19 protein-coding genes are annotated in these 23,512 nt (G+C 65.2%); 9 read left to right on the top strand and 10 right to left on the bottom strand.

The features are described 5' to 3' along the window. Positions 1–35 precede the first annotated feature (35 nt). The 3 genes from P6U30_RS02860 to P6U30_RS02870 form a co-directional block, all read right to left on the bottom strand. On the bottom strand, positions 36–1,007 hold the full coding sequence (locus tag P6U30_RS02860) for an amidohydrolase family protein (protein ID WP_407168038.1): 972 nt from the start codon (positions 1,005–1,007) through the stop codon (positions 36–38). A gap of 389 nt (positions 1,008–1,396) precedes the next feature. Then, positions 1,397–2,323, bottom strand: a complete 927-nt coding sequence (locus tag P6U30_RS02865) for a LysM peptidoglycan-binding domain-containing protein (RefSeq protein WP_407168039.1) — start codon at positions 2,321–2,323, stop codon at positions 1,397–1,399. 167 nt (positions 2,324–2,490) lie between these two features. Beyond that, a complete protein-coding gene (locus tag P6U30_RS02870) occupies positions 2,491–2,955 on the bottom strand; it encodes an Lrp/AsnC family transcriptional regulator (RefSeq protein ID WP_407168040.1) in 465 nt (154 codons plus the stop codon). Positions 2,956–3,115: 160 nt separating this feature from the next. Between P6U30_RS02870 and P6U30_RS02875 the strand changes: the two genes are divergently transcribed. From P6U30_RS02875 to P6U30_RS02885, 3 genes are all read left to right on the top strand, one after another. Further along, the gene (locus tag P6U30_RS02875; RefSeq protein ID WP_407168041.1) at positions 3,116–4,129 is read left to right on the top strand and encodes a 1-aminocyclopropane-1-carboxylate deaminase; all 1,014 of its coding nucleotides are present in this window, start codon (positions 3,116–3,118) and stop codon (positions 4,127–4,129) included. 166 nt (positions 4,130–4,295) lie between these two features. Next, on the top strand, positions 4,296–4,505 hold the full coding sequence (locus P6U30_RS02880) for a hypothetical protein (protein WP_407170667.1): 210 nt from the start codon (positions 4,296–4,298) through the stop codon (positions 4,503–4,505). A gap of 227 nt (positions 4,506–4,732) precedes the next feature. After that, positions 4,733–5,998 carry a S1C family serine protease gene (locus tag P6U30_RS02885; RefSeq protein ID WP_407168042.1) on the top strand — a complete coding sequence of 422 codons (1,266 nt, stop codon included), beginning with the start codon at positions 4,733–4,735 and terminating at the stop codon, positions 5,996–5,998. Between the two features lie 57 nt (positions 5,999–6,055). Here the strand turns inward: P6U30_RS02885 and P6U30_RS02890 are convergent, their stop codons facing one another. Continuing rightward, positions 6,056–6,997, bottom strand: coding sequence for a metallophosphoesterase (locus tag P6U30_RS02890; RefSeq protein ID WP_407168043.1), 942 nt, complete (start codon positions 6,995–6,997; stop codon positions 6,056–6,058). Between the two features lie 72 nt (positions 6,998–7,069). Next, the gene (locus P6U30_RS02895) at positions 7,070–8,818 is read right to left on the bottom strand and encodes a flavin-containing monooxygenase (protein ID WP_407168044.1); all 1,749 of its coding nucleotides are present in this window, start codon (positions 8,816–8,818) and stop codon (positions 7,070–7,072) included. Positions 8,819–9,006: 188 nt separating this feature from the next. On the opposite strand from P6U30_RS02895, the gene P6U30_RS02900 reads away from it, so the two are divergent. Continuing rightward, positions 9,007–9,207, top strand: a complete 201-nt coding sequence (locus P6U30_RS02900) for a hypothetical protein (protein ID WP_407168045.1) — start codon at positions 9,007–9,009, stop codon at positions 9,205–9,207. 446 nt (positions 9,208–9,653) lie between these two features. Here the strand turns inward: P6U30_RS02900 and recQ are convergent, their stop codons facing one another. Next, positions 9,654–11,522, bottom strand: coding sequence for a DNA helicase RecQ (recQ, locus tag P6U30_RS02905; RefSeq protein ID WP_407168046.1), 1,869 nt, complete (start codon positions 11,520–11,522; stop codon positions 9,654–9,656). Between the two features lie 98 nt (positions 11,523–11,620). Here recQ and P6U30_RS02910 point away from each other — a divergent pair, with 98 nt between their 5' ends. Genes P6U30_RS02910 through P6U30_RS02920 form a run of 3 tightly spaced genes read left to right on the top strand, consistent with a single transcriptional unit; the run spans position 11,621 to position 15,674 of the window. Further along, positions 11,621–12,964: a c-type cytochrome gene (locus P6U30_RS02910; RefSeq protein ID WP_407168047.1), complete on the top strand. Its 1,344-nt coding sequence runs from the start codon at positions 11,621–11,623 to the stop codon at positions 12,962–12,964. Continuing rightward, positions 12,961–13,452: a (2Fe-2S)-binding protein gene (locus P6U30_RS02915; RefSeq protein WP_407168048.1), complete on the top strand. Its 492-nt coding sequence runs from the start codon at positions 12,961–12,963 to the stop codon at positions 13,450–13,452. The genes P6U30_RS02910 and P6U30_RS02915 overlap by 4 nt, the downstream gene beginning before the upstream one ends. After that, a complete protein-coding gene (locus P6U30_RS02920) occupies positions 13,449–15,674 on the top strand; it encodes a molybdopterin cofactor-binding domain-containing protein (RefSeq protein WP_407168049.1) in 2,226 nt (741 codons plus the stop codon). Before P6U30_RS02915 ends, P6U30_RS02920 begins: the two co-directional genes overlap by 4 nt. A gap of 329 nt (positions 15,675–16,003) precedes the next feature. On the opposite strand, the gene P6U30_RS02925 is transcribed toward P6U30_RS02920, so the two are convergent. The 4 genes from P6U30_RS02925 to P6U30_RS02940 form a co-directional block, all read right to left on the bottom strand. Beyond that, the gene (locus tag P6U30_RS02925) at positions 16,004–17,224 is read right to left on the bottom strand and encodes a DUF2235 domain-containing protein (protein WP_407168050.1); all 1,221 of its coding nucleotides are present in this window, start codon (positions 17,222–17,224) and stop codon (positions 16,004–16,006) included. A 378-nt stretch (positions 17,225–17,602) separates the two neighbouring features. Beyond that, entirely contained in the window at positions 17,603–18,982 is a 1,380-nt protein-coding gene (locus P6U30_RS02930; RefSeq protein ID WP_407168051.1) for a vWA domain-containing protein, read from the bottom strand. Between the two features lie 207 nt (positions 18,983–19,189). Further along, positions 19,190–20,137 carry an AAA family ATPase gene (locus P6U30_RS02935; protein WP_407168052.1) on the bottom strand — a complete coding sequence of 316 codons (948 nt, stop codon included), beginning with the start codon at positions 20,135–20,137 and terminating at the stop codon, positions 19,190–19,192. A gap of 220 nt (positions 20,138–20,357) precedes the next feature. Continuing rightward, positions 20,358–20,990, bottom strand: a complete 633-nt coding sequence (locus tag P6U30_RS02940; protein ID WP_407168053.1) for an HAD-IA family hydrolase — start codon at positions 20,988–20,990, stop codon at positions 20,358–20,360. Between the two features lie 110 nt (positions 20,991–21,100). On the opposite strand from P6U30_RS02940, the gene P6U30_RS02945 reads away from it, so the two are divergent. Then, positions 21,101–21,862: a S1 family peptidase gene (locus P6U30_RS02945; protein ID WP_407168054.1), complete on the top strand. Its 762-nt coding sequence runs from the start codon at positions 21,101–21,103 to the stop codon at positions 21,860–21,862. Positions 21,863–22,079: 217 nt separating this feature from the next. Beyond that, positions 22,080–23,411, top strand: a complete 1,332-nt coding sequence (locus P6U30_RS02950) for an IS1182 family transposase (RefSeq protein ID WP_407165344.1) — start codon at positions 22,080–22,082, stop codon at positions 23,409–23,411. The last annotated feature ends 101 nt before the right edge of the window (positions 23,412–23,512 follow it).

Here is a 23,512-nt window from a genome sequence, read left to right on the forward strand (position 1 = left end):
GCCGCTCGCAGGCCGCGCGGTCGATCCAGGAACGCTCACAGCCCGAGCAATTTCTCGGCGTTGCCATGCGCGATCAGCGCACGGTCGGTGGCGGAGACCGGAATCTGCTCGAGGAACGCACGCGCCTTGGCCATCGAGGCGTAGGGATAGTCGGCCGAGAACATGATGCGGCTGACGCCGATCTCAAGCAGCAGATCGAGGAACGTCGGCGGGAAATTAAAGCCGGCGAAGGTATAGTGCAGATTATCGCGCAGATAGGCGCTGACGGGACGCTTGAGCTTCGTCAGTTCGACCGGCATCACGTCGACCCGTTGCATGAAGAACGGCAGGCCTTCGCCCATGTGGCCGATCACGATCTGAAGCCTGGGGAAGCGGTCGAACACACCGCCCAGCACCATGCGCAGCACATGCACTGCGGTCTCGATGTGCCAGCCGAAGCCGGGGCCGGCCAGCATCTCGGTGACGAGTGGTGCAAAGCCGCCGAACGAGGCGTCGATCACCGGCTTGGGCGGTCTGGTCGGATGCAGATAGATCGGTGCGCCCAGCGATTCGGCGGCCTCCAGCACCGGCCAGAAGAATTTGTCGTCGAGATAGCGTCCGCGCTGATGGCCGTTGATGACAGCGCCCGCGAAGCCCTCCTTGCCGAGGCGACGTTCGAGCTCCCTGGCCGCGTCGTCCGGTGCCGCGATCGGCAGCGCGGCGAAGCCGGACAATCTCGCCGGATGCCTTGCGATCGCTTCGGCCAGCGCGTCATTGGTGTCGCGCGCGAGCGCCACCGCATCACTCGTGTCCAGTTGCTCGAGGCCCGGTGCCGTCAGCGAGAGCACCTGCATGTCGATGCCGGCGGCGTCCATCTGGGCGATCCGGCCTTCGCCGAGGTCACAGAGGTCGCGCATCAGTTGCTCGGCGCGGCTGCCGATCTGGCGCGCCTGCTCCTTGAGCTCGCGGCCCGGACCATCGAGAAAATCGGGCGTGGCGAAATGCTCTTCAAGCGTGATGGTGCGCATGATCTTGCTGCTCCGCTGCCGCCAGATGTCATCGTGACCGGGGTCTCGCCGGTTGCCTGAATCCTCGTGACGAATGTTGGCGATTTTCCGGGCGCGCTCTTCACGACAGCTCGACGCCGTCAGTGCAACCCAAGGGGCTGTCGCATATGCCGCCTTGGGCGGCTGCACACGTCCTCGGCCTCGTGGTTCGAGACGCGCCGCAAGCGGCGCTCCTCACCATGAGGGTCTACTATTGTGCCGCAACACAAGACCTCATCCTTAAGGAGCCCGCCAAAGGCGGGCGTCTCGAAGGATGGCCGCAGGGCGCTTTTCTCCCAAATGCAATTGCCCTACGCGCAGCCCGTTGCAGCGTCGCAAGCCATGGCGGGGTCAGCCGAGAGCGTCCCGCCTCACCGCGACGGCATCACAAAAACCTGGCCGGGGTAGATCAAGTTGGGATTGCGGATGTGCATCTTGTTTGCACGGTAGATGCCGACGTAGCGCGGGCCCGCGCCGAGGGCGCGCTGACTGATGCGCCACAGGCTGTCGCCGCGGGACACGGTGGTCGTTGTGGTCTTCGGCGCGGCCCCCGATGACGGCGAAGGTTTGTCCCGGGTCAGGGCCGCGTCGACGGCTGCCAGTCGCGGCTGCGGGGCGACGGGCGCTGCCGCTTGGCTCGATGCCGGCAATCGATTCGGCACGGCACTGGTCGCCTCGACGACCGCCTTGGCGGCGGCAGGTTCGGACGTCGGAGGTGTGGGCGGAGCCTGGGTCGGCCTATCAGGGCTCATCAGCGCAACGGTCGGCCGCTCGCTCGGTGTGGGGGCGACCGCGACCGGCACGCTGTGGCGGGACACGATCTCCTGGCCGTCGGCTTGCCGCACGCGCAAGGTCAGGTCGTAATTCCCGGGCGGCAGCGCGGGCGGGATCATGGCGAATTGGCCGGCTTGATCGGCGACAACCCGATCGTGCGGCTCGCCATTGCGCAATAATTCCACGGTGGCGCCCGGTGCGGCGCGACCGGCGATCACGGCCTCGCCGTTCGGCTCGACGCGAACGATATCGAATGCGGGTAACGGGTCGCCACCCGGCGTTGGAGGGGCAAGCGCCGCCGAAAGCTGGTCGGCTTCCGACTGTGCCGCAGCGGTGTCGGCCGTGCCCTGATCGCGCGCGCCCGCTGCCGGCGCTGCGGCTGCAGCGTGCTTTGCATCGAGAGCCGCCACATTGGCCGCCGGCTCCTGCATGGAGTGGGGGACGGCAAACATCAATGCCACGCCGCCACCCACCACGAGCGCGATGAACGGCACAATCATTCGCATGATCGATACGGTGGCCATGATTTACGTCCGTTGACGGGCTCGCGCGGCTGTCGAAGGGCGCAGCGGTTCGACCTCCTGTCAAACAGTGCTCCGATTTGGTCGGTCCATCAAGCTCTACTGAATGGGTAGACCTTCGGTCAGTCCAATTGACGCATTGCGGCACAGGCGCCGCGTCCGGCCAGCGCTCAGAACTCCAGCACGGCGTTGTCTACCACCTCCTTCATCACGAAGAAGGTGCGGGTCTGGCGCACGCCGGGCAGCGCGATCAGTTGGTCGCCATGGATGCGGTTGAAGTCCTCCATGTCGCCGACGCGGATCTTGAGGAAATAATCGAAGTCGCCGGCGACGAGATGGCAGTCGAGCACGCATTTCAGTTTCGCCACCGCCTGCTCGAAGCTCGCAAAGCTCTCCGGCGTCGAACGATCCAGTACCACGCCGACCATCACCAGCGTGCCCTTGCCGACCTTGCGCGGCGCAACCATGGCGCGGACGCTGCTGACGAAGCCTTCGTCGAACAGCGCCTGGGTGCGGCGGTGACAAGTGGCGGGGCTGACCCCGACCTGATCGGCCAGCTCGGCATTGCTGAGCCGGCCGTTCTTCTGCAGCAATCTCAACATCTTGAGGTCGATACGGTCGAGTCGGGCGGACATGAAAGAATCTTTCAGATAGAGCCGATTTGGCGAGAGGAAAGATAACAGTGACCGACGCAGATGCAACTTCGCTGGAAAACTCGGTCCGAGTTAGGGAGCACCTTTCGCATCCGGGGTGATAGGTGTTTCGCCGTTTCGAGACATCAACGGGGATGCCAGCATGCTGGAAAAATTCGCGCGCTATCCGCTCACCTTCGGGCCGACCCATATCGAGAAGCTCGATCGCCTCTCCAAACATCTCGGCGGCAAGGTTGAGCTCTATGCCAAGCGCGAGGACTGCAACTCGGGCCTCGCCTTCGGCGGCAACAAGCTGCGCAAGCTCGAATACATCATTCCCGATGCGATCGCCTCCAACGCCGACACGCTGGTCTCGATCGGCGGCGTGCAGTCCAACCACACCCGCATGGTCGCGGCGGTCGCCGCGAAAGTCGGCATGAAGTGCCGGCTGGTACAGGAAAGCTGGGTGCCGCACGAGGACGCCATCTATGACCGTGTCGGCAACATCCTGCTCTCGCGCGTGATGGGCGCCGACGTCCGCCTGGTCGACGAAGGGTTCGACATCGGGATCCGCAAGAGCTGGGAGCAGGCGATCGAGGAGGTCAAGGCCGCGGGCGGCAAGCCCTATGCAATCCCGGCCGGTGCGTCGGTGCACAAATTCGGCGGGCTCGGCTATGTCGGCTTCGCCGAAGAGATGCGCGCCCAGGAAAGAGAGCTCGGCTTCAAGTTCGATTACATCGTTGTCTGCACCGTGACCGGCTCGACCCATGCCGGCATGCTGGTCGGCTTTGCCGCGGACGGGCGTGCGCGCAACGTGATCGGCATCGACGGCTCGTTCACCCCGGATCAGACCAAGGCGCAAGTGCTGTCGATCGCGCAGAACACCGCGAAACTGGTCGAGCTCGGCCGCGATATCGTCGAGGACGATGTCGTGCTGATCGAGGATTACGCCTATCCGGCCTATGGCGTGCCGTCGGAGGCGACCAAGGAGGCGATCCGTCTCAGTGCGCGGCTCGAAGGCATGATCACCGATCCCGTCTACGAGGGGAAATCGATGCAGGGCATGATCGATCTCGTGCAGAAGGGCTTCTTCCCGGCCGGATCGAAGGTGCTCTACGCCCATCTCGGCGGCGCGCCGGCGATCAATGGCTATGCCTACGCATTCAGAAACGGCTGAGCGAGCGGACTTGGTGGCTTCGTTGCCCGGAGCGAAATCCGCGAAACGAAGAGGCCCCGGGGTGACGCTGCGCTCCCTCCGGGCTACACTTCCTCCACGTAAGGTTGGCGTCAGGTTTGCCCGGTAGCTTGGTTCCGCCGGGCGAGTCGGGAGACATCAGGTGTGGATGATGAATGCGTTCGGCCGGGCCATTGCCGCCCTGGCCGCCGGCATCATCGCGGTCGGGCATTGGTTCTGGGCCTGCAACGGCCATCCGTGCCTGTTGCATGGCAGGGTATGGGAGTTCGAACTCTATGCCGGCATCTTCCTGATCGGGGTCGGCGTGCACGCGCTGGCCTCCTGGTACTGGTTCGTCCATCTCAAGCGTCCAAATTAGGCTGCGTCATCGGCTCGGGAGCCGAACGATGGCCCGCCATGACCATGTGTCCGGCTTGACATCGATCGAACAAAATAGGAACTTGCCGCTGTAACCAGAGGATGTGGCGATTGCCTCATCCGCGGCGGTGTGGCGCTGAGCGCCGAGCCCAGCAATGGGTTCGCACTACCTGCGGGTGAATCTTCACGCCCCTCCTGTGGTCGGCGCTGGGCTGGGGAGTGGTGTAGATGAGAGGTGCGATCTGGACGGTCGTCGCGGCCGCGTGGCTGATTGTATCCGCGACACCGTCGCACGCGCGTGGTCCGTATGGATCGATCAGCGTCGGCAACTGGAAGGGCGGCGCCTATACCAACGACCAGAGCGGCGCCTTCACTCATTGCGCTGCGGGCAGCTCCTATCAGAGCGGCATCTATTTCATGGTCTCGATCGGTGCGAACGGCAGTTGGCGGCTGGGCTTTTCGCATGAAAGCTGGCGGCTGACGCCGGGTGAAGCCTTCCCGCTCGCGTTGACCTTCGACGGTCAACCGGCGTTCAACGTCTATGGCATGCCGATTGGGGCTCAGCTCGTGAGTGTCGAGCTGCCGGTGAACTCGGCGCTGGTCAACCAGTTCCGCAAGGCGCGGCAGATGACGGCGTTCGCGCAGGGGCAGTTGTTTCAGTTCAACCTGAATCAAACCGCACAGTTGCTGCCCGCACTGCTCAATTGCGTGATGTCGGTCAAGAAGAACGGCGTCGCCAACGCCGGCGAGTTCGCGGTCACCGCAAAGCCCGCGGCCGCGCCGCCGCAGGCCGCGTCGGCCGCGCCGCCCAAGCAGGGCAAGTCCGGGACGCAGACCGGCACTGGTTTCGTGGTCAGCAGCAACGGTCACGTCGTGACCAATCATCACGTCATCGACGGCTGCGGCGAGATCACCGGCAATCTGAGCGGCGAGGCGCCGGTCAAGCTGCGGCTGGTGTCCGCCGACGAGACCAATGATCTGGCGCTGCTGCAAGCGCCAAGCCCGTTCAAGGACGTCGCGAGCATCCGGCAAAACGCCATCCAGGTCGGCAATGGCGTGGTGGCGATCGGCTTTCCCTATCACGGATTGCTGACGTCGGATTTCACCGTGACCACGGGCATCGTCAGTTCGCTGAGCGGCATCGTCAACGACACCCGGTTTCTGCAGATCAGCGCCGCGGTGCAGCCGGGCAACAGCGGCGGACCGCTGTTCGATCTCACCGGCGCCGTGGTCGGGGTGGTGGCGGCCAAGCTCGATGCGGTCAAGGTTGCGCGGGCAACCGGGACCATCCCGGAGAACATCAACTTCGCGATCAAGACCGGCGCACTGCGGGATTTCCTCGACAACAGCGCGGTGGCGTACCGCACCGCCGAGTGGCGCGACGAGATGAAGAAGGAAACCGCCGAGATCGCCAAGAACGCGCGCGGCTATACGCTGTTGATCACCTGCACGGTGAACGAACAAAGCGCGAGCGCAAAGCGGCCGGGCAATTGAAGCGCCGTCTCCTCTCCCCGCACGCAGCGGGGCGAGGAGAGTATCGGGGCCGCATGGTCAGCCCGGGCGCCTCAGCGTATGCACCGTGATCTCGGCCGGACAGTTGAGCCGCACCGGTGCCAGGCTGGTGCCGACGCCCACCGATGTGTATCCGGCGAGTTTGTCGAAGTGCCAGGCGCCGGCGCCCATCCGGCGCGGCAGCCGCGCTTCCAGCTTGATCGCAATGCCGCCGGGCAGGCACAACTGGCCGCCATGGGTGTGGCCGCTCAGCATGAGATCGAAGCCAGCCTTTGCCGCTTCGCGATATGATTCCGGGGTGTGCGCGAGCAGGAGCGAGAACGCTTCGCGCGGGATCGCCGCCGCGGCCTTTGCAATGTCGTCGGTGCGATAGAAATGGGCATCGTCGATCCCGGCGAGATGGATCGTCTCGCCACCGCGCTCGATCGTCTCGGATTCATTGAACAGCATCCGGATGCCCATCGCTTCCAGCGCCGGGGTCATCCGGATGCTGTCGTGATTGCCGAGGATGCCGTAGAGCGGCCGTTTGATCCGCGCGCAGAGATCCTGCATCGCGGCGAGGCTGGCTTCGATCGGACCGAAGGTCCTGCCGCGATAGTCTCCGGTCAGCACGCAGATGTCGCAGGCGACGTTGTGCACGATGTCCATCAGGTGCCGCATCGCCCCGAGGCTGATATCGGCATGGAGATCGCTGAGCTGAAGGATGGTGAAGCCGTCGAAGGCCGCCGGCAGGCGTGCCGAGATCACGCGGTTGCGCCGCTCGCTGACCCGGTCGGCATTGCGTCGCGCGCGGCCATAGAGGCCGGTGGCCTTCAGCGCGGCCTCGACCAATCTGGGAGCGCGCTTCCAGTTCTCGACATTGACCAGCAGCGTGCCCTGGCCGAATAGCTGTGCCTCATGCCTGGTCTCGACCGCCAGCCGGCGCGCGACATGGTCGGCGCCGATCCGATCGATCAGTTCCTGCAAGTCGGTGTCGATCATCGCCCTCGGTCTGAAACGCGGCGGGTTCGGCGTGATGCTAGCACGCCGGCGCGCGCAAATCGTCGGGATCTCTCAAACCACCGGCACGCGCCTCGCGGCAACGGCGGCCGGCGAGATCACTTCGATGTCGAGTGGCACCTGCCAGCGTTCGGTGAAGCGCACCTGGGGCGCCGCGTTGCCGCCCTGCGCGCCCTGCAGCACGAAGCCGTCATAGCCCGAATTCATCACCTCGTTGCACTTCTGCACATAGACCGGGAAGCCGCCAATATAGGGCATGAACACGCGCGGACGGCCGGGGATGTTGGCCCCGACATACCAGGAGCTGCAGGTCGAGCGTAGCGAGACCGTCGAGACGTCATTGACATGGGCGACCCAGGCGTCCTCGTCGTCGCGGAGCGGCTCGATCGTCCCGGCGCCGACATCGCGCATATGGCCGAGGCAATCCGCCAGCCAGTCGACATGCTGCTCGATCGCCTGGATCATGCTCGCCAGCACCGACGGGCTGCCGGGCCCGGTGATCATGAACAGGTTCGGGAATCCTTCCGAAGCGAGGCCGAGATAGGCGCGCGGACCGGCTCGCCCTTTCTCGGCGAGGGTCCGGCCGCCGCGGCCGGTGATCGCGATTCTGTCGAACGAGCCGGTCATCGCGGCAAAGCCGGTTGCCGAGACGATCGCGTCGACCTCGTATGCGGTGCCGTCGACCACGATGGCATCACGCGTGAAGCGCTCGATCGGCGTCTTCGAGACGTCGACCAGCTTCACGTGGGGCAGATTGTAGGTCTCGAAATAGTTGGTGTCGACGCACAGCCGCTTGCAGCCGAACACGTTCTGCGGACACAGCAGCTCGGCGGTCGCCGGGTCCTTGACGATGCTGCGGATCTTGTTCCGCGCGAAATCGGCGATGGTGTCGTTGGCGGCTTTCTCGAACAGGAGGTCGCCGAATGCGCCGAGGAAGGGCAGGCCGCCGCGCTGCCAGGCTTCCTCATATTGCCGTTCACGCTCCGCCGCGCTCGCTTGCAATGCGGGCTGGGCGTTGAACGGGAAATAAAACCCGGTCGGGCGAGCGCGCGCCTTGGCGCGCAATTCAGGATAATGCGCCTTGGCCTCCTTCAGATACTCCGCCGACAGTGCCTCGTTCCAGGCCGGCACCGACCACGTCGCGGTGCGCTGGAATACGGTGAGTTGCGAGGCCTGCTGCGCGATGATCGGGATCGACTGGATCGCCGACGAGCCGGTGCCGATCACGCCGACGCGCAAGCCGGTGAAATCGACGCCCTCATGCGGCCATTCGCCAGTGTGGTAGATCGGCCCGCGGAAATCGCTCATTCCGGCAAAGGCCGGACGGTTCGGCGCCGACAGGCAGCCGACCGCCATGATGCAGAATCGTGCCGTGACCTTGTCGCCGCGATCGGTCTCCACCGTCCATGTGCCCGCAGCCTCGTCGAAGGTTGCCGCGGTCACGCGGGTGTCGAACACGATCTGGCTGCGCAGGTCGAAACGGTCGGCAACGTGGTTGGCGTAGGCGAGGATCTCGGGCTGCGGCGAATATTTCTCCGACCAGCTCCATTCCTGGTCGAGTTCCTCGGAGAACGAGAAGGAGTATTGCATGCTCTCGACATCGCAGCGCGCGCCGGGATAGCGATTCCAGTACCAGGTGCCGCCGACGCCGCCCCCCGCCTCATACACGCGCGCGGTGAAGCCGAGCCCGCGCAGCCGGTGCAACATGTACATGCCGGCGAAGCCCGCGCCGACCACCACGGCATCGAACGTTCCAGTTTCGGCAGGGCGCGCATTGCCGCGCGCGGCGCTCTCCAGAGCCATGGCCGTCTCTTCCCCTGTGCTTCATTGTCTTGGCTGCGCCTCGTTGGACGCGGCAGCCAAAAGATTAGGGCTGATGCGGCGCGGCCCGCAAGCAAGCGCCTTGCCGCGCAGCGAATGGCACCTATGCCGCGGCGGCGAGCGCTGCGGTATCGGGGCGCTGCCTCAGTTGCTCGACTTTGAGCAGCAACGTGAACAGTTTCATCCAGAGCAACTTCATCCAGGGCGGCGCCACGAAGACTGTGCCGATGCCCGGTCATTTGGGGGGCAAGGTCGACAATATCTGCGGTTTGGAAGCCTCGAAATCTGCCCTGCTGAGAAAGCTCGTGGCTGAAGGACCCGACCGCAGATGCATGGGCTACAAGCTGTTGACGTCGAACGATCCTCGCTGAGACAATACGATCGTAGCCCAACTTGAGAAAGTACGATGAAGCTCGGATGGCGACCGCAAAAATGGCTGGAAAAGAAGAGCAAGGTAGGTTTTCGTGGCTATCCGGTCGGGACTGTCGCGTTTTATGGACCGGATAGCTTGCGCGCCAGCAAGGTTGCCGTGTCCGTGATCACCGCGCCGGACGCTCCGCCGTTCGCGTTGCAAAGGTGGTTTAGCGAGAGCGGAGACGTGCGTAGCGAGTCGGCTACGCTTGAGCAGGTCGCCATCTTCTTGCGAAGTCACGATGTGCGCTCTGTTGCGTTGACGTCGGAGATTATCGGATGTCCGCACGAAGAGGGGATCGATTATCCTCAAGGTGAAGTCTGTCCCCTTTGCCCATATTGGGCTAACCGGGAACGCCCCTTACCTTAGGGAGACAATTAGTCCGCTTTGTTATGCCTGTGATTGCTATCCCTCCGACGCCTTTACCAGCCTGATCAGGTCGTTGCCGTAATGCTCCAGCTTCTTGTCGCCGATCCCGGCGATGTTGCGGAGATCGCCCAGGGTATCCGGCCGCATCGCGGCGATCCCGTCGATAGTCGAATCGTGCAGCACGACATAGGCCGGCACGCCGCGTTGTCGCGCGATCTCCGCGCGCCAGGCGCGGAGTGCCGCATGCAGCTCGGGGTTGGCGGCGGCGCCCTTGCCGTCGGCCGCGGGCGCAAGCTCGCCGCGCCGCGACTTGCCGCGGATCGCGCGATTGCGCGCGCCTTCCGGCTGCTCGCGCAGCATCACCGCGGTCTCGCCCTTCAGCACGCCGCGTGCACTTTCGGTCAGCTTCAGCGCGCCATAGGCGTCGCTGTCGGCGCGCAGATGGCCCATCGCCACGAGCTGGCGCAGCACCGCGCGCCATTGCTTCTCGTTGAGCTCGCGGCCGATGCCGAACACCGACAATTGGTCGTGATTGAACTGCTTGACGCGCTCAGTCAGCCGGCCGACCAGCACGTCGATCAGGTGCATGGCGCCGAAACGCTGCCCGGTACGGTAGACGCAGGACAACAGCTTCTGCGCCAGCACCTTTCCGTCGCGCATGCGCGGCGGCGTCAGGCAGTTGTCGCAATTGCCGCAGCTCTCGCCGGCGCGCGTCTCGCCGAAATAGCCGAGCAGGCGCTGCCGGCGGCAATGCGCGGTTTCGGCGAGCGCAACCAGCGCATCGAGCTTGCCGATCGAGACGCGCTTGAAGGCGTCGGAGCCGTTGGACTCGTCAATCATGCGACGCTGCTGCACGATGTCGGACAGGCCGTAGGCCATCCATGCGGTGGACGGCTTGCCGTCACGGCCGGCGCGGCCGGTCTCCTGGTAGTAGGCCTCGACGCTCTTGGGCAGGTCGAGATGCGCGACGAAGCGCACGTCCGGCTTGTCGATGCCCATGCCGAACGCAATCGTGGCGACGATCACGACGCCGTCTTCGTTGATGAAGCGATCCTGGTGCCGGGCGCGCATGGCAGCATCCAGCCCGGCATGATAGGGCAGCGCCGGAATGCCGGCGGCGCTCAGCGACGCCGCGACGTCCTCGACCTTGGCGCGCGACAGGCAATAGACCACGCCGGCCTCGCCGGCATGCCGGTCCTTGATGAAATTCTTCAGTTGCGTGATCGCATTCTGCTTGTCGACGATCTCGTAGCGGATATTGGGGCGGTCGAAGCTCGCGACGAATTGCGGCGCATCCGTAAGCTGCAGCCGTTCGGCGATCTCCTTGCGCGTCAGCGCATCCGCGGTCGCTGTCAACGCAATGCGCGGTATATCGGGAAAGCGCTCGGCGAGCACCGAGAGGCCGATATATTCGGGCCGGAAGTCGTGGCCCCATTGCGAGACGCAATGCGCCTCGTCGATCGCGAACAGCGCGATCTGCGCCTGGCCGAGCAGATTGAGGCAGCGCTGTGTCAGCAGCCGCTCGGGCGCGACATAGAGCAGGTCGAGATCGCCCGCGATCAGCCGCCGCTCGACCTCGGAGGCTTCCTCGTAAGTCAGCGTCGAGTTCAGCACCGCGGCATTGACGCCGGCCTCGGTGAGGCCCGCGACCTGGTCGCGCATCAGGGCAATCAGCGGCGACACCACGATGCCGCAGCCGTCGCGCAGCAGCGACGGCAACTGGTAGCAGAGCGACTTGCCGCCGCCCGTCGGCATCAGCACCAGGCAATTGCCGCCGTCGGTGACGTGGCGGATGATCTTTTCCTGCGCGCCGCGAAAGCCCTGTAGCCCAAACACGGAATTGAGCATGGACAGCGCATCGCGGGGCTCGGCAGGTGCGCGATCGAGGGCTGGCTGGGCGGTCATGGTCCGAGGGTCAAGAGGCGGTGATCGAAGGCGTGGGCGCCGAACGATCCCGGAGAAGATATGTTATTACACGCGCCAACCATAAACTCGATTCAGGCATGGCCGGTCAATCGCGGATCGTCGCAGGCGTCGTTGTTGTCGTGCTGGTCGTCGCGGCCGCAGGCTTTGCCGTGGCCTGGCGGCCCTCGATCGCGGCCGTTGCGCCGCCGCGCCCGGATACGTTCGATCCTGAAATCGTCAAGCGCGGCCGTGATCTTGCCCTGATCGGCAACTGCAACACCTGCCATACCGTGCGCGGGTCGGCGAATTATGCCGGTGGCGTTCCGGTTCCCACATCGTTCGGAACCGTGTTTTCGTCCAACATCACGCCCGACACCGAGACCGGCATCGGGGGGTGGTCGGAAGAGGCGTTCGTCCGTGCGATGGGATCGGGCGTCAGCCGCGACGGCCACCATCTCTACCCGACTTTCCCCTATGACCACTTCACGCATGTTTCCGATGCGGACGATCGGGCGCTCTACGCGTTCCTGATGACCCGGGAGCCGGTTCGTGCCTCGCCGCCGAAGAACGAGCTGTCCTTTCCTTTCAACTATCGGCCGCTGCTTGCCGGATGGAAGCTGCTGTACCTTCGCAGCGCCGAGGTTCGCCCTGATGCATCGAAGAGCGCGGAATGGAACCGCGGCGCCTACCTGGTCGAAGGACTCGCGCATTGCGGCGCCTGCCACACGCCGCGCAACGCGCTCGGCGCCGAGCGCGTCAATGCGCAGTTCGCCGGCGGCGAGGTCGACAATTGGCACGCTTATGCGCTGAACGATGCGTCGCATGCGCCGGTGCGCTGGGACGCCGACGCGCTGTACGCCTATTTGCGCCGCGGCTGGCACGCCGACCACGGCACCGCGCGCGGACCGATGGCCGAGGTCGTCAGCAATCTGTCATCGGTCGCCGACAGCGACGTGCGCGCCATCGCCGTCTATATGGCCGACATCTCGGGCGCGCCGGCGCCGGATCGTACGCGTCCTGCCGGCGATGTGGTGGCGCCATCGTCATCGGCGGACGCGACGCAGGCGAATGCGGGAGGTGCTGCGATCTATGCCGCGGCCTGCGCCTCATGCCATGAGGGCAGCCGGCCGCTGCCCTTTGGCGGCGTCAATCTCGCGCTCTCGACCGCAATCGCGAGCCCCGATCCGCGCAACCTGATCAACATCGTGTTGTCGGGCGTCCCGGCCGTCGCGGGCGAAGCGAGCCCGATCATGCCGGGCTTTGCCGCCAACATGGATGACGCGCAGATGGTCGCCCTGCTGAGCTATCTGCGCGCCCGCTTCGGCAAGCAGCCGGCGTGGGACGATCTCGACAAGGCCGTGCGCGATGCGCGCGCCAGCCAGACCGCGTCGCTCACGCCACGCGACGCGTCGGCCGACCCCAAACCGGGAGGCAAGCCATGATGACGTTGAAGGTCAATGGCGCGGATCACCAGGTCGATGCCGACCCGGATACGCCGCTGCTTTACGTGCTGCGCGACGATCTCGGGCTGAACGCGGCCAAGTTCGGCTGCGGCCTCGGGCAATGCGGCTCCTGCACGGTGATCGTCGATGGCAAGGCGGTGCTGTCCTGCGTCACGCCGCTGCTTCTGCTCGAGGGCAAGCAGGTGACGACGCTCGAAGGGCTCGGCACCGTCGCCGCGCCGGCGCCGATCCAGCGGGCCTTCATGGAAGAGCAGGCCGCACAATGCGGCTACTGCATCGCCGGGATGATGATGCGTGCACAGGCGCTGCTGCTGCGCAATCCGAAGCCGTCGGATGCGCAGATCCGCGCCGAGCTGGAGCCGAATCTCTGCCGCTGCGGCACCCATATGCGCATTCTGCGCGCCGTGCACCGCGCAATCAGCCTGATGGATACGGCTGATGCCACGAGCGACAGGAGCCGGCGATGAGCGCGCCCGTGGTCCTCGATCGTCGCAGCGTGCTGGCCGGCGGTGGCGCGCTGATCATCAGCTTTGCGCTCCGCCCCGCGATCGCGCAGGAGCAGAAAGCGGGTGAAGGACCGAAGCTGCCGGGCAGCCTCGCGACCTCACCCTATCTGGATTCCTGGATTCGCATTGATGCCGACGGCCGTATCACTGTTTTCACCGGCAAGGCCGAGCTTGGTCAGGGCTTCAAGACCGCGTTCCAGCAGATCGCGGCCGAGCAGCTCGACATCCCCTTCTATGCGTTGACGGTCATCACCGCCGACACCAAGCTCACGGCGAACGAGGGCTACACCGCCGGCAGTCACTCGATGCAGGACAGCGGCACTGCGATCCTGAACGCTGCCGCGCAGGCGCGCGCGCTGCTGGTCGCAGAGGCCGCAAAGCGCTTCGGGCTTCCGGCTGACGGGTTGCGCACGGAGAATGCGGCGGTCGTCGCGCCCGACGGCCGGCGCCTGAGCTATGGCGAGCTTGTTGCCGCTGACATCCTGCACGTCCGGGCAGAGCCGGCGTCGCGTCTGAAGGATCCGGCGAGCTTCAAGGTGATGGGCCAACCGGTGCCGCGGGTCGATATTCCGGCCAAGGTCACCGGCGGCGCGGCCTATGTGCAGGACATGCGGCTTCCCGGCATGGTGCATGCGCGCGTGGTGCGACCGGCGAGTTACGGCGCCCAACTGACCGAATGCGACACCTCCGCAATCGAGAAGATGCCCGGCGTGGTGCGCGTGGTGCGCGACGGCAGCTTCCTCGCCGTGGTGGCGGAGAAGGAATTTCTGGCAGTCAAGGCGATGCAGGCGTTGGCAGGCGCAGCGAAGTGGCAGGAGACGGCAAAGCTCCCGGACCGGAACGATATGGCGAGCGTGCTGACGGCGCTGCCGTCGCAGGATTCCGTGATCCTGCAGCGCCACGATCCCTCGGTCACGGGCACGAAGGCGCTTCAAGCCACCTACACGCGGCCCTATCAGTCGCACGGCTCGATCGGGCCATCCTGCGCGGTCGCGCAGTTCGTCGATGGCGCCATGACGGTGTGGACACACACGCAGGGCGTCTATCCCGACCGGCAGGCGATCGCCGAGATGCTCGGTCTGCCGCAGGACAGCGTTCGCTTGATCCACACCGAAGGCTCCGGCTGCTACGGCCACAACGGCGCCGACGATGCCGCGGCCGATGCCGCCCTGATCGCGCGGGCGATCCCCGGGCGTCCGGTGCGACTGCAGTGGATGCGCGAGCAGGAACATGGCTGGGAGCCGTATGGTCCGGCGATGGTGACCAAGCTGAGCGCCTCGCTGGATGCGAGCGGCAAGATCGCCGACTGGAATTTCGCGGTGTGGAGCAACACCCATTCGATGCGGCCCGGCGGCGCCGGCGCGCTGCTCGCGGCCCAGCACATGGCGCGAGCCTTCGCGGTGCCCGCGCCGAAGCCGTTGCCGCTGCCGGAAGGCGGCGGCGATCGCAATGCGATCCCGCTCTACAACTTCCCGAACGCGCATGTGGTCCATCACTTTATCCCGTCGATGCCGCTGCGGATCTCGGCGCTGCGCGCGCTCGGCGCCTATCACAATGTGTTCTCGCTGGAGAGCTTCATGGATGAAATGGCCGGTCTCGCCGGAGCGGACCCGGTCGAATTCCGCCTGAAGCATCTCGACGACCCGCGCGGCCGCGAGGTGATCGAGAAGGCGGCCGACGGGTTCGGCTGGAAGAGTGGCCAGACGGCAGCGCCGAATCGCGGCTACGGCTTTGCGTTCGCGCGCTACAAGAATCTCGCGGCCTACTGCGCCATCGCCTCCGAGGTGGAGGTCGATCGCGAGACCGGGCGTGCACGGCTGGTGCGTGCGGTCGCTGCCGTCGATGCCGGGCAGGTGGTCAATCCGGACGGGCTCACCAATCAGATCGAAGGCGCGATCGTGCAGTCGGCGAGCTGGACGCTGTATGAAAGCGTCAGCTTCGACGCGAGCAGGATCACCAGTATCGACTGGCAGACCTATCCGATCCTGCGCTTCAGTGCGGTCCCTGACCGCATCGACGTCCACATCATCAACCGCCCCGGCCAGCCGTTCCTCGGCAGCGGCGAGACCGGGCAGGGGCCGACGGCCGCGTCGCTTGCCAACGCGATTGCCCATGCGACGGGTAAGCGGCTGCGTGACCTGCCGCTCAGCCGCAAGCGCATCAAGGACGCGATCGACGCCTAAAGCGTGATGAGATGCGATTGAACTAGAGCGGCAACGGAGATTCACCTCTCCCCGTCGGGCAGGGCAATCGCATATGCCGCCTTGGATGGCTGCGCACGTACTCGGCCTCGTGGTTCGAGACGCGCCGCAAGCGGCGCTCCTCACCATGAGGGTCTACTATTGTGCCGCAAAACAAGACTTCATCCTGAGGAGCCCGCCAAAGGCGGGCGTCTCGAAGGATGGCCACAGGGCGTTTTTTTCCCAAATGCGATTGCCCTACCCCGTCGGGGAGAGGTGAACCGCCTTTGCGGTCGAGCTGATTTCATCCTAGCCCATCTTGCTCCAGCCCGTCAGGCGATCGGAGCGGGTGACGCGGGCGGCGGCGTCAATGGTTCGACCTGGTAGGTCTTCGGCAGGTTGGTCGGCCGATAGGTCGCATCCTTCTCCATGCGCTCCAGCACCGAAGCATGGATGGTCGCCCCTTCCGGAATCGGCCGCGGCTCGCCGCGCGGCAAGTAGAAGCCAAGGAAGGATCTTCGTTCCGGCCATTCCTTCCACTTGTCGCGTTTCGGGATCCACTCAAGGATCTCCCAGGCCGCCGTCAGAGAGTTGTGCAACGGCGCCGTCGCGCTCGGCGCCACGTATTCGTGCGTGTGCGGCGGCAGAGGCAGCCCCCACGCGAGATGATCGATCAGTGCTTGATCCATGACGAGCCCGGCAGCTTTGGCCTGCTCCAGCATCCATATCAGCGGAAACTTCGACGGTCCGCTCTGATCTTCCGGATAGCCGCCGCCGATGTCGGAGTGGACGCCGGCGAACCAGACCTGATGGATGTCCTGGTCCACTTCGGTTGCCGGATCGAATGGATTCGCGCGGTATTTCTGCGGCTCGATCCAGCGGTTGAGGCGGAACATGCGCCGCTGCTCGTCGATTGAGATCGCCTGGCGAAACCGCTTGACGCTCGAATTGGTCCGGGTGAACAGCAGGGTCTGCAGGTCGAACAGGAAGTTGTCCTGCCGCGGCACGATGATCGAGGCCACCGTGTCCCAGACCCCGACGAATTCGATGTCGATGGTGCGTCCGCCGGCGATCTGGCTGAAATGCCAGGCCTCCTTCAAGGGCTCCGGGTCGAAGGTGCCATCGGATTTCTGGCTGTCCGAGCTCGCCTTCTTGTAGGAGCTGAACGCGTAGCCGGCGAGACCGAGCTGATCGACCGGCAGCAGTCCCATCACATGGACGAAGGCGGCCAGCACCCGCACCGTGTAGGCGCCGCGGCTGAAGCCGAACAGCCAGACCCGGTCGCCCGGCTCCCAGGTCCTGCACAAAAAGACGTAGGCACCGAGCGTATCCTCATCGAGGCCGGCGCCGGTGGCAAGCCCGAGCACGCCGCGCACCTGCTGCTTGAAGCGGCCCCAGGTGCTCTGCAGGCCGATCGTGCCGAGACCGGGATGATAGTAGATCCGCTGTCGGTCGCTCTTCTCGGTGACGCGAAACAGCTTCAGCACATTGGAAATATTGGCGCCGATCTCGTTGCCGGTGCCGTCGCAACAAATCACAACATCCTTCGGCATCCGTAGCCCCTGCGGTCGCCGTGAAGTCTCGCGCCTATGTAAGTCAGGATATGATCGGGGTTCAATCCTTAATTGAAGATCGCCGTGCTACACGGGCGGAACGTTGCTCTGCTGAATCCCAAAGCTCCGTCACCTAGTCGGCGCTCGGTCTAGAGCGAGATGAGATTAGGTTGAGCTGGATCGGCAGTGCTTCACCTCTCCCTTGGGAGAGGTCGATTTGCGCAGCAAATCGGGTGAGGGGTTACGGTCTATCGAGAGCGCAAGGCCCATCACCCGGATTGCATCTGACGATGCCATCCGACCTCTCCCCGACCGGAGAGGTAGGCCGAAGCTGCCGCGAGTCGATTCAAACTCATCGCGCTTTGGACGACCGCAGGCCTACTGATATGTCGCAACGATGTCGGAAACGGCGCGTTCGAGCTGCTTGGCGGTGGAGCATTGGCGCACCACGCTACAGAACGTGGCATAGCGTGGCATCTCCGAATCCCCGAAGCCCCAGGTCATGCGGCCCTCGGGATTGAGCCACACCAGCCGCTTGGAGCGTTCGCCGATGCGGCGCAGGATGTCGGCGCGCGGATCGAGATTGTTGCTGCGGGCGTCGCCGAGCACGATCACGGTCGTTTGTGGTGTCACCGTGCTCATCCATTCGTCCTCGAAATCGGCGAATGAGTTGCCGTAGTCGGACGAGCCGAAGCCGACCTTGGCCATGATCTCCTTCATCGCCTCTTCCGGCGACTTAGTTTCGAGAATGCGGCTGACCTCGATCAGGTGGCCGGAGAAAGCGAACGAGCGGACGTCGTCGACGACCTCGTGCAGGCTATGGATCAACAGCAGAAAGAAGTCTGAAACCCGCGCCACCGAGCCGGAGACGTCGCACAGCGCCACGATCTTCGGCCGATCGCGGTGCTTGCGTTTCCAGGCGGTGAGGAAGGGGACGCCGCCCCAGGCCGCGTTCCGCCGCAGCGTGCGGCGGACGTCGAGATGGCCGCGGCGCTGGCGCTTGCGCGGCTTCGAATAGCGCTCGCGCAGGCGGCGCGCGATCTGGCGGATCAGCGCGCGCATCTGCTCGACCTGACGCGGCTCGATCCGCGCCAGCGGCGCGTTGCGCAGGATCTCGTTGCGCAGGTTCTCCGCCTCCTCGCGGCCGTAGAGCAGGAGCGCCTGCGAGACGGCGTCGCGCACGGTGCCGCGCAGGCCGTTGAGCGCGTCCTGCAACCGCTCGGCGAGCGCGGGATTGCTCGCGGTCAGTTCGTCGATGTCGTCGCGCAGGCGCTGGATGCCCATCGCATCGAGGATGCGGGTCTGGAAGATGCCGCGCTGGGTGAAATAGCGGATGTCGGGCAGCGATGCCGCGCCGGAGGCGTTGGCAACGGCGGTCGAGATCGCGCTGCGGTCCTGCGACAGCAGCATCTGCGCCAGCGGCCCGATATTCTCGTTCTCTGCGCCGCCGCCGCTGATGTCGCCATGGGCGTCGGCCGACCGATTTGCGCCGGACGTGTCCGCGTCGTCGGACTTCTGTTGCTCAGAGGCGTCCCGCTGCGGTTCGGGCTGGCTGAAGAACAGGTCGAAGCAGTCGCCAAGCGCGCGCTTCTCGTCCTGGGTCTTGGCGAGCGTCAGCAGGAAGGTGTCGCGCAGGACCGCGCGGTCGGCAAAGCCGACCTTGGCCACCGCGCGCATCGCATCGATGCTTTCGGCAGGCGAGACCCGGACCCCGGCTCCTCGCGCCGCACGAAAGAAGCGATGCAGGTTCTCGCGCATCTTGCTAAATCTGAATCGATCGGACGGCAGGCTCGCTGCACCTCTCCCGCTTGCGGGGGAGGTCGCATCGCATCGAATGATGCGATGCGGGTGGGGGCTCTCTCCACGGTAGGACTCGCGGTGAGACCCCCACCCCGGCCCTCCCCCGCAAGCGGGAGAGGGGGCGGAGCTCGTTCGCGGCTATGGTTCGAACGAAGCGCATCTTGCCTAGCTGAACACGCCTTGCCGCGACGCCTTGGCGATGAAGGTCGAGATCTGGGGCGTCGCGGCCTCTATGTCGGCCTCGTATTTCAGGAGCACGTTGAGGGTGTCCTTGACAATCTCATGATTGAGCTCGTTCGCCTCCAGCAGCACCAGCACGCGCGCCCAGTCGATCGCCTCGCTGACCGAGGGCAGCTTCTTCAGGTCGAGGCTGCGGATCTCATGGATGAAGCCGATCATCTGCTTGCGCAGCGTCTGCGAGATGCCGGGCACGCGGCTCTCGACGATGCGCTCCTCCAGCTTCTGCTCGGGGAAGCCGATATGCAGATGCAGGCAGCGCCGCTTCAAGGCGTCGCCGAGATCGCGCTCGCTGTTCGAGGTCAGGATCACGGTCGGCGGCGCGACCGCCGACACCGTGCCGAGCTCGGGGATGGTGACCTGGAAGTCCGAGAGGATTTCCAAGAGCAGCGATTCGAACTCCGCGTCGGACTTGTCGATCTCGTCGATCAGGAGCACGCAGCCGGCGGGCTGCTCCAGCGCCTGCAACAACGGGCGCGGCTCGACGAACTCCTTGGAGAAGAACACGTCGCCGAAGGTGTGGAGCTGGTCGAGCGCTGCGTGCAGCGTCTGCGCGCCGCCGAGCACTTCGCCGAGCTTGTCCTTCAGGATCTGGGTGTAGAGCAGTTGCTTGGCGTACTTCCACTCGTACAGCGCCTTGGCCTCGTCGAGCCCCTCATAGCATTGCAGGCGGATCATCTTCATGCCGCGCCAGGCGGCGATCGCCTTGGCCAGCTCGGTCTTGCCGACGCCGGCGGGACCCTCGACCAGGATCGGCTTCTCGATCTGCTGGGACAGATAGACGGCGGTCGCGATCTGCCGGCTTGCAATATAGCCTTGCGCGGCGAGGCCGCTTTCCACGGCCTCGATCGAGGCGGTGGGCCTGGTGTCAGCCACGAGGATCAGCTCCGGATTTGCCTTGAACTCGGAGCTGTTCTGCTCCCGTTACGGGCAAAGCACAAGGCTCGTCTGGCCCGCAACGGTGCCGCGTTGGCGCATGGTTCCGGCGTATTCCACTGAGCGCAATACGGTCTTGAGCCTGGTCCGAACGGTCGTGCCAGACCAGGAAGGGCCGACAATTGGGAGCGAGCGTCTGAATGCGCGGTGAATGTGTGCCTTACCTCAGCGTGAGGCCGGTCGCGGCCTCGAGCTCGCCGATCGCCTGCGGCGCATTCACCACCTTGATCGTCGTCATGCCCATCTCCCGCGCCGGCTTCAGGTTGACGCCGAGGTCGTCGAGATAGACGCAGTTCTTCGGGTTCACCTGCAACGTCTCCACCATCATCCGGTAGATGCGCGGATCGGGCTTGCGCAGGCCGATCTTCGCGGACTCGATCACGTGGTCGAACAGCGCCATCACCTCGGCGACATAGAGCGTGCGCCCGCTGTGGCTGCCGATCGCGTTCGACGGCAGATTGTTGGTGATGCATCCGGTCTTGAACTTCGCCTTGATGCGCTTCAACGCTTCGACCATTTCGGGACGCAGGTCGCCGGAGAGCAGCGGCAACACGTCTCTGCCCCGCACCTCGGCGCCGAGTGCCTTCGATTCCACGGCAAACAGTTTGTCAAAGGTCTCGACATCGATCTCGGCACGCTCGAACTTGGCCCAGGCGTTCTCGAGGTGATTGGCGGCGTTGGTGCGGCGGATGATGTCGATCGGCAACCCGCGCTCGGTCTCGTAGCGCGCGAACGCCTCGAACGGCGAGGTGGTCAAGACGCCGCCGAAATCCCAGATCACTGCTTCAATCATCGCTTTCCTGCCCAATGTTGCATGGCTTGGGCAGCGGCTAACACGGATCGGGGATCGGGACCAGCCCGACCCGGCTTGGCGACGAGGACGGCTCAGGCTATTGCTGCGGCATGAAAGTCCGTCGCTTGATTCTCGCGGCCATGGTGTCGCTTGTGTCCGCTCCCGCGTTCGCGATCGTCGGGGGCGGCGCACCGTCGACTGACGGCGTCGCACGCGCCGTCCTCACCATCGTCGGCTCGCGGGGCAATTTCTGCACCGGTGCCTTGATCGCGCCGAAGGTCGTGCTCACCGCGGCGCATTGCGTGCAGCCCGGCGCCGATTACAAGATCGTCGAGTATGGCCCGGACCGGCAGCCGAAACTGCAGGATGTCAAGACCGTCGCGATCCATCCGGGATTTCGGATGCAGGCGATGCTCAATCATGTCGCGACCGCCGACGTCGCATTGCTGCAGCTCGCGGCGCCGGTGGCCGGCAAGGCCCCGGCCGCGCTCGGCATGCCCAACATCCCGATCCAGGTCGGCGGCCGCTTCACCATCGCCGGCGTCGGCGTCACCGTGCGCGGCGACGGCAAGAGCGGCGGCACCATCCGTGTCGCCGGGCTGATCGCGAGCGGCAAGCCCGGCACGCTGCAGATCCGCCTGGTCGATCCGGTCGGGCAGGGCATGCGCGACGGGCTCGGCGCCTGCACCGGCGATTCCGGCGCGCCGGTGTTCGAGGACAAGCAGAGCGGGCCCGCGATCGTCGGCGTGGTGAGCTGGTCGACCGGGCCGAACGGCGCGGCCGGCTGCGGTGGCATCACCGGCGTCACGCCGCTGACGATCTATCGCGACTGGGTGCTGCAGACCGCGCGGCAATGGGGGGCGAGCTTCTAGCGCGCATCGCAGGCCGAGCCCTCTGACACTCCAGATTCCGTCATCCTGAGGAGCGCGGTACGCGCGTCTCGAAGGATGCACGGCCACCGGCTGGGCCGTCGCCCTTCGAGACGGCCGCGTTGCGGCCTCCTCAGAGCCTGTGAATCTTTGTGCAGATTTTGATTGAGTTTGCACGCTTGCAGTGATTCCTGATTGTGGACACTGGAGAGGTGCAACGATGTCCGGCGATGAACTCTTTTCGGATCTTCCGCAGCAGACACGAGCACGTGCGAACGATGCGGGCGAGCCGCGGATGCGAGAGCCGGTGCGCGATCAGATCGAACTTCGGGCGGTCGATCTAGAGGCATTGGTGGCTGCCGACCACCCGGTGCGGGTGATCTGGGCCTACGTTGAGAAACTTGATCTGCAGGAGCTTGAAGAGGCGATCAGAGCCCGCACCCACACGCCGGGACAGGCGCCGGCGAGCCCGCGGCTTTTGCTGGCGCTATGGCTTTATGCGACGAGCGAGGGCGTTGGCAGCGCGCGGGCGCTGGCGCGGTTATGTGAGAGCCACGACGTCTATCGGTGGCTGTGCGGCGGGGTCAGCGTCAACTATCACGGCTTGGCCGACTTCCGCACGGCGCATCCGGAGCTTCTGGATCGGCTGTTGAGCGACACTGTCGCCAGCCTGTCGGTGGCCGGGGTCATCGACCTGGATGAGGTGGCACAGGACGGGGTCCGGGTGCGTGCGTCGGCTGGGACCAAATCGTTCCGTCGCCGCAAGAAGCTTCACAAAGAGCTGCGCAAGGCGCAACGGCTGATCCGCCAGTTGAAGGAAGAAGCCACTGACGATCCGCAAGCCAGCAACCGGCGGATCGTTGCGGCCGAGGAACGGGCCGCACGTGAACGCGAGGCGCGTGTGGCCTCGGCGCTGAAGAAGCTGGCCGAGATCGAGGCCGAGCGCGAACGGCGCAGCACGACCAACAAGAAGCAGGTCGAGAAGCAGAAGGAACCGCGCGCCTCCACCACTGATCCCGATGCTCGCGTCATGAAGATGGCCGATGGTGGCTTCCGTCCCGCCTACAATTGCCAGCTCTCCACTGCCGCCGGTGGTCAGATCGTGCTCGTCACCGACGTCACAACGGTCGGTTCCGACCGCGGCCTGGCCCGGCCGATGCTGGACAAGATCAACCGCCGCTATGGCCGATGGCCGAAGCGCCATCTGGTCGATGGCGGCTTCAACAAGAATGACGATACCGAGTGGGCGGCTGGCCGCGGGATCAAAATCTACGGGCCACCTTCACGCAGCAAGCATCGGCGCGATCCCTATCAGCCGAGCGACAGGGATGGACCGGGTGTCGCCGCCTGGCGCGTCCGCATGAGAAGCCCGCACGGCAAGTCAGTCTACAGGCGTCGCGTCCAGGCAGAGTGCATCAACGCCCGCTTCCGCAACTGGGGCCTGCAGCGGTTTATGGTCCGCGGCCTCGAAAAGGTCCAAACGGTGCTGCGCTGGTTCGCCCTCACCAACAACATCCTGGCCGGACACCGCCTGCTGCAGGCCGCCGCCTAATCAAACAATCACCGCTAGCCTCTGCCCGCCGCAGTCCCTCTCCGCTAAAGCTGCCAACCTTCAATTAGATTCACAGCCTCTCAGGGTGACGGTGATAGAGT

It is taken from the genome of Bradyrhizobium sp. ORS 111 (genome assembly GCF_045571485.1).
Taxonomy (GTDB): domain Bacteria; phylum Pseudomonadota; class Alphaproteobacteria; order Rhizobiales; family Xanthobacteraceae; genus Bradyrhizobium.

What these genes read in the sequence shown, in the direction of transcription:
- P6U30_RS02860 (WP_407168038.1), bottom strand. Translation starts at nt 1,007, where the DNA reads ATGCGCACCATCACGCTTGAAGAGCATTTCGCCACGCCCGATTTTCTC.
- P6U30_RS02865 (WP_407168039.1), bottom strand. Translation starts at nt 2,323, where the DNA reads ATGGCCACCGTATCGATCATGCGAATGATTGTGCCGTTCATCGCGCTC.
- P6U30_RS02870 (WP_407168040.1), bottom strand. Translation starts at nt 2,955, where the DNA reads ATGTCCGCCCGACTCGACCGTATCGACCTCAAGATGTTGAGATTGCTG.
- P6U30_RS02875 (WP_407168041.1), top strand. Translation starts at nt 3,116, where the DNA reads ATGCTGGAAAAATTCGCGCGCTATCCGCTCACCTTCGGGCCGACCCAT.
- P6U30_RS02880 (WP_407170667.1), top strand. Translation starts at nt 4,296, where the DNA reads ATGATGAATGCGTTCGGCCGGGCCATTGCCGCCCTGGCCGCCGGCATC.
- P6U30_RS02885 (WP_407168042.1), top strand. Translation starts at nt 4,733, where the DNA reads ATGAGAGGTGCGATCTGGACGGTCGTCGCGGCCGCGTGGCTGATTGTA.
- P6U30_RS02890 (WP_407168043.1), bottom strand. Translation starts at nt 6,997, where the DNA reads ATGATCGACACCGACTTGCAGGAACTGATCGATCGGATCGGCGCCGAC.
- P6U30_RS02895 (WP_407168044.1), bottom strand. Translation starts at nt 8,818, where the DNA reads ATGGCTCTGGAGAGCGCCGCGCGCGGCAATGCGCGCCCTGCCGAAACT.
- recQ (WP_407168046.1), bottom strand. Translation starts at nt 11,522, where the DNA reads ATGACCGCCCAGCCAGCCCTCGATCGCGCACCTGCCGAGCCCCGCGAT.
- P6U30_RS02910 (WP_407168047.1), top strand. Translation starts at nt 11,621, where the DNA reads ATGGCCGGTCAATCGCGGATCGTCGCAGGCGTCGTTGTTGTCGTGCTG.
- P6U30_RS02915 (WP_407168048.1), top strand. Translation starts at nt 12,961, where the DNA reads ATGATGACGTTGAAGGTCAATGGCGCGGATCACCAGGTCGATGCCGAC.
- P6U30_RS02920 (WP_407168049.1), top strand. Translation starts at nt 13,449, where the DNA reads ATGAGCGCGCCCGTGGTCCTCGATCGTCGCAGCGTGCTGGCCGGCGGT.
- P6U30_RS02925 (WP_407168050.1), bottom strand. Translation starts at nt 17,224, where the DNA reads ATGCCGAAGGATGTTGTGATTTGTTGCGACGGCACCGGCAACGAGATC.
- P6U30_RS02930 (WP_407168051.1), bottom strand. Translation starts at nt 18,982, where the DNA reads ATGCGCGAGAACCTGCATCGCTTCTTTCGTGCGGCGCGAGGAGCCGGG.
- P6U30_RS02940 (WP_407168053.1), bottom strand. Translation starts at nt 20,990, where the DNA reads ATGATTGAAGCAGTGATCTGGGATTTCGGCGGCGTCTTGACCACCTCG.
- P6U30_RS02945 (WP_407168054.1), top strand. Translation starts at nt 21,101, where the DNA reads ATGAAAGTCCGTCGCTTGATTCTCGCGGCCATGGTGTCGCTTGTGTCC.
- P6U30_RS02950 (WP_407165344.1), top strand. Translation starts at nt 22,080, where the DNA reads ATGTCCGGCGATGAACTCTTTTCGGATCTTCCGCAGCAGACACGAGCA.